The 13,646-nt window shown below is 71.1% G+C and carries 11 protein-coding genes and 1 tRNA gene; 3 read left to right on the forward strand and 9 right to left on the reverse strand.

Annotated features, from left to right (window positions below; all coding sequences use genetic code 11):
- Window positions 1-23 precede the first annotated feature (23 nt).
- The 4 genes from glnA to IE246_RS08580 form a co-directional block, all read right to left on the reverse strand.
- Window positions 24-1,436, reverse strand: coding sequence for a type I glutamate--ammonia ligase (gene glnA, locus IE246_RS08565; RefSeq protein ID WP_189988535.1), 1,413 nt, complete (start codon window positions 1,434-1,436; stop codon window positions 24-26).
- A 117-nt stretch (window positions 1,437-1,553) separates the two neighbouring features.
- Window positions 1,554-1,892, reverse strand: coding sequence for a P-II family nitrogen regulator (locus tag IE246_RS08570; protein WP_189988702.1), 339 nt, complete (start codon window positions 1,890-1,892; stop codon window positions 1,554-1,556).
- Between the two features lie 201 nt (window positions 1,893-2,093).
- The gene (locus IE246_RS08575) at window positions 2,094-3,260 is read right to left on the reverse strand and encodes a pyridoxal phosphate-dependent aminotransferase (RefSeq protein ID WP_189988536.1); all 1,167 of its coding nucleotides are present in this window, start codon (window positions 3,258-3,260) and stop codon (window positions 2,094-2,096) included.
- A gap of 116 nt (window positions 3,261-3,376) precedes the next feature.
- Window positions 3,377-3,721, reverse strand: a complete 345-nt coding sequence (locus IE246_RS08580) for a hypothetical protein (protein WP_189988537.1) — start codon at window positions 3,719-3,721, stop codon at window positions 3,377-3,379.
- A gap of 183 nt (window positions 3,722-3,904) precedes the next feature.
- On the opposite strand from IE246_RS08580, the gene IE246_RS08585 reads away from it, so the two are divergent.
- The 3 genes from IE246_RS08585 (at window position 3,905) to IE246_RS08595 (ending at window position 6,815) form a co-directional block, all read left to right on the forward strand.
- Window positions 3,905-5,071 carry an aminotransferase gene (locus IE246_RS08585; protein WP_189988538.1) on the forward strand — a complete coding sequence of 389 codons (1,167 nt, stop codon included), beginning with the start codon at window positions 3,905-3,907 and terminating at the stop codon, window positions 5,069-5,071.
- Window positions 5,072-5,166: 95 nt separating this feature from the next.
- Window positions 5,167-5,243 (forward strand) — tRNA-His (locus tag IE246_RS08590).
- 84 nt (window positions 5,244-5,327) lie between these two features.
- Window positions 5,328-6,815 carry an NAD(P)H-hydrate dehydratase gene (locus IE246_RS08595; protein ID WP_189988539.1) on the forward strand — a complete coding sequence of 496 codons (1,488 nt, stop codon included), beginning with the start codon at window positions 5,328-5,330 and terminating at the stop codon, window positions 6,813-6,815.
- A gap of 1 nt (window position 6,816) precedes the next feature.
- On the opposite strand, the gene IE246_RS08600 is transcribed toward IE246_RS08595, so the two are convergent.
- The 5 genes from IE246_RS08600 to IE246_RS08620 are packed head-to-tail and all read right to left on the reverse strand — an operon-like array spanning window position 6,817 to window position 13,464.
- Window positions 6,817-7,323 carry a gluconokinase gene (locus tag IE246_RS08600; RefSeq protein WP_189988540.1) on the reverse strand — a complete coding sequence of 169 codons (507 nt, stop codon included), beginning with the start codon at window positions 7,321-7,323 and terminating at the stop codon, window positions 6,817-6,819.
- Entirely contained in the window at window positions 7,320-8,732 is a 1,413-nt protein-coding gene (gnd, locus tag IE246_RS08605; protein WP_229836705.1) for an NADP-dependent phosphogluconate dehydrogenase, read from the reverse strand. Before gnd ends, IE246_RS08600 begins: the two co-directional genes overlap by 4 nt.
- Complete coding sequence (locus IE246_RS08610; protein WP_189988541.1) at window positions 8,719-10,722, reverse strand: CocE/NonD family hydrolase; 2,004 nt, start codon at window positions 10,720-10,722, stop codon at window positions 8,719-8,721. Before IE246_RS08610 ends, gnd begins: the two co-directional genes overlap by 14 nt.
- Entirely contained in the window at window positions 10,722-12,008 is a 1,287-nt protein-coding gene (locus tag IE246_RS08615) for an NAD(P)/FAD-dependent oxidoreductase (RefSeq protein WP_189988542.1), read from the reverse strand. Before IE246_RS08615 ends, IE246_RS08610 begins: the two co-directional genes overlap by 1 nt.
- A gap of 13 nt (window positions 12,009-12,021) precedes the next feature.
- Window positions 12,022-13,464, reverse strand: coding sequence for an NAD(P)-binding domain-containing protein (locus IE246_RS08620; protein WP_229836708.1), 1,443 nt, complete (start codon window positions 13,462-13,464; stop codon window positions 12,022-12,024).
- Between the last annotated feature and the right edge of the window lie 182 nt (window positions 13,465-13,646).

The following is a 13,646-nucleotide window of genomic DNA, read 5'->3' on the forward strand; positions in this document are numbered from 1 at the left end:
GCCGAGAACGATCCGGGGAGGGATCAGCTCGAGTAGTACATCTGGAACTCGATCGGATGCGGGGTGTGCTCGAACGCGTACACCTCCTCCATCTTGAGCTCGATGTAGCCGTCGATCTGGTCGTCGGTGAACACCCCGCCCTGGGTCAGGAACGCACGGTCCTTGTCCAGGTTCTCGAGCGCGTCACGCAGCGAGCCGCAGACGGTCGGGATGTCGGCCAGTTCCTCCGGCGGCAGGTCGTACAGGTTCTTGTCCATCGGGTCGCCCGGATGGATCTTGTTCTGGATGCCGTCGAGGCCGGCCATCAGCATCGCCGAGAAGCCGAGATAGGGGTTGCCCGCCGGATCCGGGAACCGGACCTCGACGCGCTTGCCCTTCGGGCTGTTGACGTGCGGGATACGGCAGGAAGCCGAACGGTTGCGCGACGAGTAGGCCAGCAGCACCGGCGCCTCGAAGCCCGGGATCAGCCGCTTGTAGCTGTTGGTCGTCGAGTTGGTGAAGGCGTTGATCGCGCGGGCGTGCTTGATGATGCCGCCGATGTAGTACAGCGCCATGTCCGACAGGTCGGCGTAGCCCGAGCCCGCGAACAGCGGCTTGCCGTCCTTCCAGATCGACTGGTGCACGTGCATGCCCGAGCCGTTGTCGCCGGAGATCGGCTTCGGCATGAAGGTCGCGGTCTTGCCGTAGGCGGCCGCGACCTGATGGATCACGTACTTGTAGATCTGCAGATGGTCGGCGGTCTGGATCAGCGTGCCGAACTCCATGCCGAGCTCGTGCTGCGAGGGCGCCACCTCGTGGTGGTGCTTCTCGACCTTCACGCCCATCTCGCCCATGACCGACAGCATCTCGCCGCGGATGTCCTGGCCGGAGTCGACCGGCGGGACCGGGAAGTAGCCGCCCTTGACGCCCGGGCGGTGGCCCAGGTTGCCCTCTTCATAGGCGCGGGCGGTGTTGTACGGGCCTTCCTCGCTGTCCAGCTCGTAGTAGCCCTTGTTGCCCTTGACGTCGTACTTGACGTCGTCGAACACGAAGAACTCGGCTTCCGGGCCGAAGTAGGCGGTGTCGCCGATGCCCAGGCTCTGCATGTACTTCAGCGCCGCCTTGGAGGTCGACCGCGGGTCGCGCTCGTAGGGCTGGCCGGTGGAGGGCTCCACGATGTCGCAGATGATCGCCAGGGTCGGCTGGGCGAAGAACGGATCCATGACCGCGGTCGACAGATCCAGCTTCAGACCCATGTCCGACTCGTTGATCGCCTTCCAGCCGGCGATGGACGACCCGTCGAACATGAAGCCCTCAACGAGCGAGTCCTCGTCGATCGTGCGCACGTGCTGGGTCACGTGCTGCATCTTGCCCCGCGGATCGGTGAACCGGAGATCGACGTAGCTGACGTCGTTCTCCTCGATCATTTCCATTACGCGCTTAACGTCGTCGGACATGGTTTCCTTCCTGTCTCCAAATTGCCGGTGCGGGTCCGCTCGCGGGTCCCGCCCCATGCGCCTCATCCCGGGAGGCCCGGGAAACTCCCACAGCGGGGCCGGGGCCCCGCCGCTTCCTCAGATCGCGTCCGAACCGGTCTCGCCGGTGCGGATGCGGATGATCTCGTCCACGGTGGACACGAAGATCTTGCCGTCACCGATACGGCCGGTGTGCGCGGCCGTCTGGATCGCTTCGACCGCGCGGGCGACCTGCGAATCCTCCATGACGATCTCGACCTTCACCTTGGGCAGGAAGTCCACGACGTACTCGGCGCCGCGATACAGTTCCGTGTGCCCCTTCTGCCGGCCGAAGCCCTTCGCCTCGGTGACCGTGATCCCCTGGATCCCGACCTCGTGCAGCGCTTCCTTCACCTCGTCCAGCTTGAACGGCTTGATGATCGCTTCGACCTTCTTCATTGGGCCCGTGCCTTCGGATTGCGTACGGATGGATGGCCGCGCGGCCTGTTCCATGGGCGCCTTAGCACGCGATATGCCAACCGCCGGAAACGCCGCTCGACCGCGGAAACCCTCGGTTTTGCCGAAACGCCACCGAGACATGTCTCGACCAGGATGCCCACTTCATGGGCGGGTGATCAAGATTTGTGCAGCGTTTCGCCTTCAGGACAGGCAGGCCTTGATGCGCCGGATCGCCTCCCGGATGTTGTCGGTCGAGTTCGCATAGGAGAACCGCAGGTAGCCTTCGCCATAGGCGCCGAAGCTGGTGCCGGAGATCACGGCGACGCCGGCCTCCTCCAGCAGCTTTGTCTGCAGCGCCTTCGAGGTCATGCCGGTGCCCTCGATGTTCGGGAACGCATAGAACGCGCCGCCCGGCTCGACGCACCGGAAGCCGGGGATCTGGTTCAGCTCGCTGACGATCACCCGGCGCCGTTCGTCGAACGCCTCGACCATCGAATGCACCGCGTCCTGCGGGCCGGTGAGGGCGGCCAGGCCGGCGAACTGGGTCGGGGCGTTGACGCAGGAATGGCAGTTGACCGCCAGCTTCTCGACGTGCGGGAACACCTCCTTCGGCCACAGCGAGTAGCCGAGCCGCCAGCCGGTCATCGCGTAGGTCTTCGACCAGCCGTCCAGCAGGATCAGCCGTTCGCGGATTTCCGGGTACGACAGCAGGGTGACGTGCTGGCGGCCGTCGTACAGCATCTGCCCGTAGATCTCGTCCGACATCACCATGACGTCCGGCCAGTTCGCCAGGCCGGCGACCAGGGCGTCGAACTCCTCCTTCGGGACCGCGCCGCCGGTCGGGTTGGCCGGGCTGTTCAGGATGATCAGCCGGGTCCGCGGGGTGATCTTGGCGAGCAGGTCCCGGGCCGAGAACGCGAAGCCGTTCTCCTCGCTCAGCCGGTACGGCACCGGCGTGGCGCCGGAGAACTTCACCGAGCTCTCGTAGATCGGGAAGCCCGGGTTCGGGTACATGATCTCGGTGCCCGGCTGCCCGAACATCAGGCAGGCGAAGAACATGGTCGGCTTGCCGCCCGGCATGATCATGATCAGGTTCGGGTCGACCTCGACGCCGTGGCGTTTCTTCAGGTCGGCGGCGACGCCCTCGCGCAGCTGCGGGATGCCGGCGGCCGGGGTGTAGCCGTGGTGGCCGTCGCGCATCGCCTTGATGCCGGCCTCGACGATGTGGTCCGGCGTCTTGAAGTCGGGCTGGCCGATGCCGAGGTTGATGATGCTCTTGCCGGCGGCCGCCAGGGCGTTGGCGCGGGCCAGCACCTCGAACGCGGTCTCGGTGCCGAGTTGGGACATCCGGTCGGCCAGGACGGGCATGGGTCGTTTCCTCTCGCGTGACGCGGCGGCGCTACGCGGCGCCTTGTTGAAGCGGCGGCATTCTAGCGACCCTTAGCGTCGGCGAAAGGGTTCTCCTGCCTCTTCTCGTGACGTCCTCAGGGGTCTGACAGCGGGCCGCCACACACCGGGCACTTGACCTCCGGCGAGATCGGGTTGATGCCGATGATCGTGTCCCCGCAGGAGTCGCAGAACTTAAAGAACCGGCCGGGAAAGATCATGAGGACCAAGAACAGCGCGCCCGCGACGACCTTGAAATGAAGCGGTGCCCCTGTCGTGAAGAGAAGCGCCGCGAACGCAACGCCATAGATCGGCCAAGCAGTTCGACCGACTCGACGCTTGAGAGCGACGTTCTTCGAGTACACCACGAAGAAAAGGCCGGGAATCCCGATCATCAGAAGCATCGTTATAAGGATCGGCTCGACCGTGTCGAATGCGTCCATCCTGCTTTCCTCGCGCCCCCGAGCCAGGCATCGACAAAGGGACAAGATGAGCGGCCGTCGCCACGAAACGCAATCCAAGATCAGCTTGGCTGGCGATGCGCTTCTTGCGCGCCGCCTGTCTCCGCGCTAATCGAGCCGTCCCCAGGTCCCCGCAGCGAGGGGCCGGGCCGGGAGAAGCGCCCCATGAAGCCAGCGAATTCCCTGCTGTCCAGCTACGGCACCACGGTGTTCGAGGTGATGTCGCGGCTGGCGATCCAGCACCAGGCGATCAACCTGGGGCAGGGGTTTCCCGACGACCGCGGCCCGGACCCCGTGCTCGACGCCGCCTCGAAGGCGCTCTACGACCCGCCGAACCAGTACCCGCCGATGCTCGGCGTGCCGGAGCTGCGGCAGGCCGTCGCCGCCCACAACAAGCGGTTCTACGGCATCGACGTCGACTGGCAGACCGAGACCATGGTGTCGACCGGCGCCACCGAGGGGCTGGCGGCCTGTTTCCTGGCGCTGATCGAGCCGGGCGACGAGGTCGTGCTGATCGAGCCGCTGTACGACTGCTACCTGCCGATGATCCGGCGTGCCGGCGGCATCCCCCGGCCGGTCCGGCTGACCCCGCCCGAATGGAAGCTCGACCTGGGCGCGCTGGAGGCGGCGTTCAGCGAGCGCACCAAGCTGATCGTGCTGAACAACCCGCAGAACCCGGCCTCCAAGGTGTTCGACCGCGCCGGGCTGGAGGCGATCGCCGAGCTGGTGAAGCGCTACGACGCCTACGCGGTGTGCGACGAGGTCTACGAGCACCTGTGCTTCGACGGCCGCAGGCACGTGCCCCTGATGACCCTGCCGGGCATGCGCGAGCGCTGCGTGCGCATCGGCTCGGCCGGCAAGACTTTCTCGCTGACCGGCTGGAAGGTCGGCTACCTGACCGGCCCGGAGCACCTGCTGCAGCCGATCGCCAAGGCGCACCAGTTCCTGGTGTTCACCACCGCGCCGAACCTGCAGCGCGCGGTCGCCTTCGGGCTGGGCCAGGACGACTCGTACTTCGACGGCCTGCGCGATTCCATGCAGGCCAAGCGCGACCGGCTGTCGACGGCACTGGCCGGCATCGGCCTGGAGCCGGCGGTCTGCCAGGGGACCTACTTCCTGTTCGTCGACGCCAAGCGCTTCCTGAAGCCGGGCGAGGACGACGAGGCGTTCTGCCGCAGGCTGGTCACCGAGGCCGGCGTGGCGGCGGTGCCGGTGTCGGCGTTCTACCTGGACCGGGCGTCGGCGCCGACCGACTTCATCCGGTTCTGCTTCGCCAAGCGCGACGAGGTGCTGGACGGCGCGGTCGAACGGCTGGCGGACTACCTCGGCTGACCGCATTTCGGTCGGCGCGGGCATTTCAGTTGACGAGACCGGGGCGCTGCGATAGCAAACCGGCCTCGCGCGGCGGTCGCCGCGCCGAGGGTATGGCGGGTGTAGCTCAGTAGGTTAGAGCGCCAGATTGTGGCTCTGGAGGTCGCCGGTTCGAAACCGGTCACTCGCCCCATCCCTCCCTCCCAAGTGTCCCCTCCCGAGGCTTTCCCGATCGTCCGCAGCCGGCTAGCGTCCTCGCAAGAGGACGAGGCGGACGATGGACGTTTTCCCGAGCGGTACCGAGCATCTGCTGACCTGCGCCGAGATGGCGCGGGCCGACGCGTACGCGGTCGAACACGGCGTGCCGGGCACCACCCTGATGGCGCATGCCGGTGCCGCCGTCGCCACCGCCATCCGCCGCCGCTATCGGCCGCGCCCGGTGCTGGTGCTGGCCGGACCCGGCAACAACGGCGGCGACGGCTGGGTGGTCGCGCGCGATCTCGCCGACCACGGCTGGGAGGTCCGGATCGCGTCCCTGGGCGACCCGGCGGCGTTGAAGGGCGACGCTGCCTGGGCGCGCAGCCTGTGGAACGGCCCGGTCGAATCGATCCACCCGCACACCCTCGACGGGGCCGGAATCGTGGTCGACGCGCTGTTCGGCGCGGGGCTGACGCGCGCGGTCGACGGTGTCGCGGCCGAGGCGCTCCGCGCACTCGCCGATCGGGTGGAAGCGGGGAGCGCCGTCTCGGTCGCGGTCGACGTGCCGAGCGGGGTCGACGGCAACACCGGCGTGGTGCGGGGCGTCGCGGCCCGCGCCGACCTGACGGTGACGTTCTTCCGCCGAAAACCGGGACACCTGCTGCTGCCGGGACGGGCGCTGTGCGGGACGGTCCGGGTCGCCGACATCGGCATTCCCGAGGCCGTGCTCGGACGGATACGGCCGTCGACGGCGGTCAACGGGCCGGCGGTCTGGCGGGCCGCGCTCGGCGAACGCCTGTCGTCCGACCACAAGTATCGGCGCGGCCACGTGGTGGTGGTCGGCGGGCCGATGAGCGGGGCCGCCCGGCTGGCGGTCGGCGCCGCCCGGCGGGCCGGCGTCGGGCTGGCGACCGCGGCGGTGCCGCACGGCGCGACGGCGCTGTTCGCCGGCGATTCCCCCGGCGTGATCGTGCGCGAGGCCGACGGCCCCCAGGCGCTCGCCCGGCTGCTGACCGACAAGCGGTACTCGGGGATCGTGATCGGGCCCGGTCTCGGCGGCGGCGACCGGCCGCACGCGCTGACCGCCGTCGCCCTGCACGCGAAGCGGCCGCTGGTGCTCGACGCCGACGGGCTCAACACCTTCGACGGTCGGGTCGGCGACCTGGCCGCGTCGATCGCCGCCCCGACGGTCCTGACGCCGCACGAGGGCGAGTTCCGGCGGCTGTTCCCGGCCGTCCACCCCAGCGTCGCCGGCAAGCTGGCGGCGGCCAGGCTGTCGGCCCACGAGACCGGCGCGGTCACGCTGCTGAAGGGGGCGGACACGGTGATCGCTTCGCCCGACGGCCGCTCCGTCATCGTCGAGAACGCGCCGCCGACCCTGGCGACCGCCGGCTCCGGCGATGTGCTGGCGGGGTTGATCGGCGGGTTGCTGGCCCGCGGCGTGCCGGCATTCGAGGCGGCGGCCGCCGGCGCCTGGATCCACGGCGAGGCGGCCCGGGCGGCCGGCAGCAGCGTGCTGGCCGAGGACCTGGTCGCCCGGATCGGGCCGATCGCCGAGGCGCTGTGAGCTAGGCTTCGACCCCGTCGAGGGCGGCGCGAATCCTGGCGACGCAGTCGTCCGGCGCGTCGCGGACGTCGACGACGATCGGCTGCTCGTCGGCGGTCGGCGGCTCCAGGGTGGCGAGCTGGCTGATCAGCAGGGTCGCCGGCATGTACTCGTGCCTGCGGGCGGCGATCCGGGCGCGGATCAGGGATTCCTCGCCGGTGAGCTGGACCAGACGGACGTCCGGGCGGTCGCCGATCAGGATGTCGCGATAGGCCCGCTTGAGGGCCGAGCAGGCCAGCACCATGCCCTTGCCCTCGGCTCGCCAGCGGTCGATGTCGGCGGCCATGGCGCGCAGCCACGGCCAGCGGTCGGCGTCCTCCAACGGCGTGCCGGAGCGCATCTTCTCGACGTTGGCGGCCGGGTGGTAGCTGTCGCCCTCGGCGTAGCCCCAGCCGAGCGTCTCGGCCAGCCGGCGGCCGACCGTGGTCTTGCCGACCCCGGACACCCCCATCATCACGATGACGGTCACGCGCCTCTCCAGTCGGCGTGGAAGCTGCCCGGCTGGTCGGTGCGCTCGAACCGGTGGGCGCCGAACCGATCGCGCAGACCCTGCAGGAAGTCGGCCGGCACCCGTTCCCGGGTCATGCCGTCGACCCAGGCCAGCGCCGAGCCCATGGCCGGCACCGCGTAGCCGCCCAGCGCCGCGGCGGCGACCGTCCGGCGCAGGCCAGGCAGCGCCTCGCGCATCTCGGCGGCGAGGGCGGGGGCCTGCAGCAGCAGGGCATCCGGCGGAACCCGGCGCGCGGCGTCGGCCAGCCGGTCCAGCAGGGCGGCCCGCAGGATGCAGCCGGCCCGCCAGACCTGGGCGACGGCGACCCGGTCGACCGACCAGCCTTCGGCGACGTCGGCCGCGGCGATCAGGTCGAAGCCCTGCACGAAGGCGGCGACCGTCGCGGCGCGGACGGCAGCCTCCAGGTCGGCGAGGTCCAGCCCGGTGACTGCGGCGCGTTCGGTCGCCAGAACCGCGCGCTCGTCGCCGCGCGCGGAGACCGCGCGGGCGAACACCGCCTCGGCGATGGTCGCGGCCGGCACGCCGTAGTCAAGCGCCGCCAGCGAGGCCCAGCGGCCGGTGCCCTTCTGGCCGGCCCGGTCCACCACCTTGTCGAGCAGCGCCGTACCGTCGTCGTCGCGGGTCCGGACCACGTCGGCGGCGATCTCCACCAGGTAGCTTTCCAGCGGGCCGTGGTTCCAGCGCCCGAACACGTCGCCGATGGCGTCCGGCGCCATGCCGAGGCCGTGGCGCATCAGGTCGTAGGCCTCGGCGAGCGCCTGCATCACGGCGTACTCGATGCCGTTGTGCACGGTCTTCACGAAATGCCCGGCGGCCCCCGCGCCTAGCCGGGCGCAGCACGGCGAGCCGTCGGGGGTACGGGCGGCGATCGCGGTCAGGGCCGGGGCCACACGCTCCCAGGTGGCGGCATCGCCGCCGGCCATCAGCGCCGGGCCGAAGCGCGCGCCTTCCTCGCCGCCCGAGACACCGAGGCCGATCAGCTCGATGCCGGTACCGGCGAGCGCGGCCTGACGGCGGGCGGTATCGCGGGCGTCGGCGTTGCCGCCGTCGATGATCGCGTCGCCCGGCGACAGGGCAGGCGACAGCGCGTCGATCACCGCGTCGACCGCAGGGCCGGCGGTGACCATCAGCAGGATGGCGCGTGGGGCGGGCAGGGCGGCGGCCAAGGCGGCCGGGCCGTCGGCCCAGACCGTCGACGCCGGCAGCGCCGCGCGGGCCGTCTCGGCCAGGGCCGGGTCGCGTTCCCAGACCACCAGCGCGGTGCCGTGGTCGACGAGATTGAGCGCCAGGTTGCGCCCCATGGTCCCGAGGCCGATCAGGCCGAACGGCGCGGCCCCGAGAGGCGCGGTCCTGTCAGACGACGTCACGGTCGATCTCGTCTTCCCAGTCGAAGGAGGCCACGGGTGTACCGTGCTCGCGCGCTTCCAGGCAAGACCGCACCCGGAAGCGCGACGCGTCGGCCGTCACGGTCTGGCGCGTAATGGTCTCGACCGCCGGGCCGCCGTCCCACGCCATGGCGATCCGCCAGGTGGACTCGTACGCGGCCGACGCCGGATCGCCGGGTATCAGGCGCCAGGTCTCGTCGCTGACCACGTGCTTGACCAGGCTCACCGACGGCAGGCGGGTGCGGCCGTGATCGTCGTGCACCGACACCGTCTCGCGGCCGTCCCGGCCGATGTCGCCCGACCGCACGGATGCCGGCGTTGACAGCAGCGACCGTGCCACCGGGGGCGAGACCTCCGGCTCCTCGAAGGCGCACGCCTCGCCGCGCGGCGCGGTCGGCAGCGCGAGCCGGCAACGGTCCAGGCGCACGGTCAGCCGGACCGGCTCCGGCGACGGCCAGATCAGCGGCCAGTAGGACGAGGACAGCACCAGCCGCAGCCGCTCGCCGATCCCGACGGTCTCGCCCAGCCCGTCCAGCCTGATCGTCACGTCGTACAGCCGGCCGGGCTCGAGCGGCGCGGGGCTGCCGGGATCGTCGCGGTGCGCCAGGTTGAGGCAGCCCCAGGACAGCCGCCGGACCACGCCGTCGGGCGCCACCGCGCACAGCCGGGCGACGAGCTGGGCGAGCGGCCGGTCGGAGGCCACGGCGACCCGAAGCTCCGGCCGGCCGAGCAGCGCCATCGGCTCGATCATCGCGCGGGATTCGAAAGTGGCTTGGCCGGAATCGTCCGGTGCCTGGTCGAGCGGCAGCTCCGGGCCGTCGCCGAAGGCCAGCCAGCGTCCGGCGGCGAAGGCGGTGCGGACAGGCCGGTCGAGCACGACGGTCTCGTCGGCCGGGCCCGGATCCGGCGCCAGGCGGCCGTCGGTCGGATACAGCACCCGGGTGACGGTGCCCGGCGCCGGCCAGGCCGGCACAGCCAGCCAGCGTCCGTCGCGGCGATCGGCCGAGGGCGACGGGACGTACGGCGCCTGGACGTAGGTCCGCAGGGCAGGGTCGTGCTCGACGCCGGTCGGCCGGTCCTTCAGCCAGCGGTCCCACCAGCGCAGCACTTCCTGCAGGAAGCCGATCGCCGGGCCCGGGCGGCCGATATGCGGATAGCGGTGCCCCCACGGGCCGAGCAGGGCCTTGACCGGCGCCTTGGCGTTCTCCAGCAGCTCGAACACCGGGTTGACGTAGCCGTCGACCCAGCCGCTGACCGACAGCACCGGCACCTGCACCGCGCTCCAGTCCTCGCAGATCGAGCCGTGCCGCCAGTACGCGTCGCGGGCCTGATGGGTCATCCAGGGCACGGTCAGCGGCTTGCGCGCCATCCGCTCCAGCCACATCGAGCGCCAGCGCTCACCGACGATCGCCGGGTCCGGCGAGCGCGCCTGGTACGCGAACATCCAGGACGCCCAGCTCGGGTTCTCGGTCAGCAGGCAGCCGCCCTTGTAGTGGACGTCCTCGGCGAACCGGTCGTGGGTGTGGCCGACGGCGACCACCGCACCCAGGCTGGGCGGGCGCAGGGCGGCGATCTGCAGGCCGGCGAAGCCGCCCCAGGAGATGCCGTAGATCCCGGTGCGGCCGCTGCACCAGGGCTGCGCCGCCGCCCATTCCAGCACCGCCAGGCCGTCCGCCTGCTCCTGCGCCAGGTACTCGTCCTCCATCACGCCGTCGCTGTCGCCGCTGCCGCGCAGGTCGACCCGGATCACCGCATAGCCGTGCCCGGCCATCCACGGGTGGGCGAGGGCGTCGCGCTCGACGGTGAAGTCGCGGCGGCGGTACGGGATCGGCTCGAGGATCGCCGGCACCGGATCGGCCGCGGCGTCGACCGGCATCCAGATCTTTGCCGCCAACCGGGTGCCGTCGGGCATCGCGATCCAGACCGGGTCGTGCTCGACGACGGCGCGCGGGAAGCGGTCGACGACGCGCATCAGCCGGCCCCCTGGCGCCACAGGTTCCAGGCGTCGCGGGCCTGGTAGCTCCAGTACACCGCCTGGGCGTACCAGGTGCCGAGCCGGCCGCCGGCCGGGATCAGGCCGAACGGCGCGAACAGCTTGTAGCGCTCGTCGCCCTCGGCGATCGCCGAAGCCACCAGCTCGCCGCCGAGCGTGGTCGTCGCCATGCCGTGGCCGCCATAGGCCTGGCTGTACCAGACCCCCGGGTACAGCTGGCCGATCTGCGGCATCTTGTGGACCGCGTAGCCCATGGTGCCGGGCCAGGCGACCGCCGCCTTCAGGTCGGAAAGCTGCGGGTACACCCGGCGCAGGTCTCCCATCATGGTGTCGACCAGCCCCTGCGGGTCGGTCCAGCGGCTGATCCGGCCGCCCCACAGCAGCCGGGTGTCCGGCAGCGGCCGATAGTAGTCGTTGGCGAAGCGGTCGTCGGACACGCCGTTCGGGGCGCCGACGATGTCCTTCAGGCGCTCGCCGACCGGCTCGGTCAGGACGACGTAGGTGCCGATCGGCAGGATGGCGCGCGACAGCGGCCCGACCAGCCCCTCGATGTAGCCGGAGCAGCAGAACACCACCTGATCGGCGGTCAGGGTGCCGCGGGCGGTGCGCAGGCGCTTCGGTTCGCCCTTCAGGTCGACCTCGACGACCGGCGAGTCCTCGTGGACGACGCCGCCGAGCGCCTCGATCATCGCCGCGTTGCCGCGACTGAAGTTGAGCGAGTGGAAGCTGAAGGCGTCGGGGTTGAAGACCGCGTCGTAGTAGCGCGGGCTGCGCCAGATCGAGCGGACCTTCTCGCGGTCCCAGACCTCGCGGCGCTCGCCGAAGGTCTCGTTCATGAAGCCGGCACGGCGCTCGACCGCCGCCCGGTCGTCGAACCAGGAGCAGCCGGCGATACCGTCGACGATCGGCGCGACCCCGCCGCCGATCGCCTCCGCCCGCTTGCGCACCAGCGCCACGCCCTCCTTGCTGAGGGCGTACAGTTCCTGCGCCCGGGGCTTGCCGAGCTTGCGGATCAGGTCGTCAGGGCCGAGCGCGTACCCGGCGGACACGAAGCCGCCGTTGCGGCCGGAGGCGCCCCAGCCGACGCGCCGGGCCTCCAGCAGGGTGACCTTGCGGCCGCGTTCGGCCAGCCCCAGGGCGGTGGCCAACCCGGCCATGCCGCCGCCGACCACGGCGATCTCCGTGGTCGCGGAGCCTTCGAGCGGCGGGCGCCGGCGGTCGTCGGCGCGGGTGCGGGCGTAGTAGCTGTCGACGTAGTCGGTCATGGTTTCGTTCCGGTCAGTCGGCGGCGCCGGGCATCGCCCCGGCGGGCGGGCGCAGCCGGGCCACGTCCTCGAAGGAGAGCTCCGGCTCGTCGAAGGCCTGCAGCAGGCCCTCGTGATAGGCCAGCTCCTCGCGGAACTCGGCCGCGGCGATCGCGTCGGCCAGCCGGTTGGCGCCGTCGCTGACCGCCGGGATGTCGCCGGAAACGTTGCCGTGGCTCATGGCCGCCGCGAAGGTGAAGGCGTGGATCCGTCGCAGCCAGGGCAACTCGCCCTCGGTCTTCGGCTGCAGCTCGAAGCCGGGCCCGAGGTCCGGGAAGTCGAGGAACTCGTGGTCGGTCTGATGAGGCGGCGGGGTGACCAGCCGGCGCCAGGTCGCGACCCGGTCGGCGATCGGTGCCAGAAGGCCGGAACCGGCGAGATCGATCCGGAAGCCGGTGCCGAGGATGACGTGATCGACGTCGAACCGGCCGGCGCCGGTCTCGAGGCGGAGGCGGCCGGCTTCCGGGGCGGCCGCCGTGACGTCGGCCCCGGTCGCCGCCGCGAACCGCGGATCGTCGCAGACCCGCAGGACGGCGGCGCGCGGCGGCGCTACGCGCTCGTCGAACAGGTAGGTCAGCAGCCGCCAGCGGTCCTGCGGGGCGAGCAGGGGGAAGCCGAGCGTGAACCCCGGATAGACCACGCCCTTGAACTTGTTGACCCTGGGCATCTCCCGCCGGCGTGCCAGCAGCACGACCGAGGCGGCACCGGCCTCCAGGGCTTCCGCGGCGTTGTCGAACGCCGACGCCCCGTACCCGACCACGGCCACCGACCTGCCGGCGAGCGCGGCGAAGTCGATGGCGTCGGAGGTGTGCGACACCCGGTCCGCAGGCAATCCGTCGGCCCAGGCCGGCAGGCGCGGCACCGCGATGCCCTCGCGGCCGGTCGCCAGCACCAGTCGGCGGGCATGGACGGTCTCGCCTCCGTTCGGGCCGTCGAGCCGGACCGCCAGGCCACCGGATACCGGGTCGACCGCCACCGCTTCGGTCCGGTTCTCGACCGGCAGGTCCAGGACCTTGCGGTACCAGCGCAGGTAATCCATCCACTGGGTGCGCGGTATCCGGTCGAGGGTTTCCCAGGCGTCCTCGCCCCACTGCGCCTCGAACCAGGCCCGGAAGGTGAGGGACGGGATGCCGAGCGCCGGTCCGGCCAGGTGCTTGGGCGACCGCAGCGTCCGCATCCGCGCATAGGTCACCCAAGGTCCCTCGCGTCCTTCGTCACTGCGGTCGACGATCCGCAGGCCGGTCAACCCGCGGCGGCGCAGCGCGGCGGCGGCGACCAGTCCGCACATGCCGCCGCCGACGACCAGGGCGTCCAGCATCGGATGCCCGTCGGGGCCGGTCACGGACCGGCTCCAGCGGGCCGGCGGCTCGTTCAGGCAGGCGAGGTCGTAGCCGAGGCGCCGCTCGAGGTCGGCCAAACTGCGGGACGGAGATCGCATTGTCGGAGGGCAAGCTGTTGGATTTGTCGCAGCTTAACCGCCCCGGAACGATACGGCCAGGGACCGGCTGCCGGCGATCTCGGGGACAGGTCCAGATCACATTCGTGCGATTCGCTTTCGGTTCACGATGCATAATATTGAATTTGCCTTAAGTTCTTGAT

This window comes from Thalassobaculum fulvum (assembly GCF_014652915.1).
Taxonomy (GTDB): domain Bacteria; phylum Pseudomonadota; class Alphaproteobacteria; order Thalassobaculales; family Thalassobaculaceae; genus Thalassobaculum_A; species Thalassobaculum_A fulvum.

Coding starts and splice junctions, on each gene's coding strand:
- glnA (WP_189988535.1), bottom strand. CDS start 1,436: ATGTCCGACGACGTTAAGCGCGTAATGGAAATGATCGAGGAGAACGAC.
- IE246_RS08570 (WP_189988702.1), bottom strand. CDS start 1,892: ATGAAGAAGGTCGAAGCGATCATCAAGCCGTTCAAGCTGGACGAGGTG.
- IE246_RS08575 (WP_189988536.1), bottom strand. CDS start 3,260: ATGCCCGTCCTGGCCGACCGGATGTCCCAACTCGGCACCGAGACCGCG.
- IE246_RS08580 (WP_189988537.1), bottom strand. CDS start 3,721: ATGGACGCATTCGACACGGTCGAGCCGATCCTTATAACGATGCTTCTG.
- IE246_RS08585 (WP_189988538.1), top strand. CDS start 3,905: ATGAAGCCAGCGAATTCCCTGCTGTCCAGCTACGGCACCACGGTGTTC.
- IE246_RS08595 (WP_189988539.1), top strand. CDS start 5,328: ATGGACGTTTTCCCGAGCGGTACCGAGCATCTGCTGACCTGCGCCGAG.
- IE246_RS08610 (WP_189988541.1), bottom strand. CDS start 10,722: ATGCGCGTCGTCGACCGCTTCCCGCGCGCCGTCGTCGAGCACGACCCG.
- IE246_RS08615 (WP_189988542.1), bottom strand. CDS start 12,008: ATGACCGACTACGTCGACAGCTACTACGCCCGCACCCGCGCCGACGAC.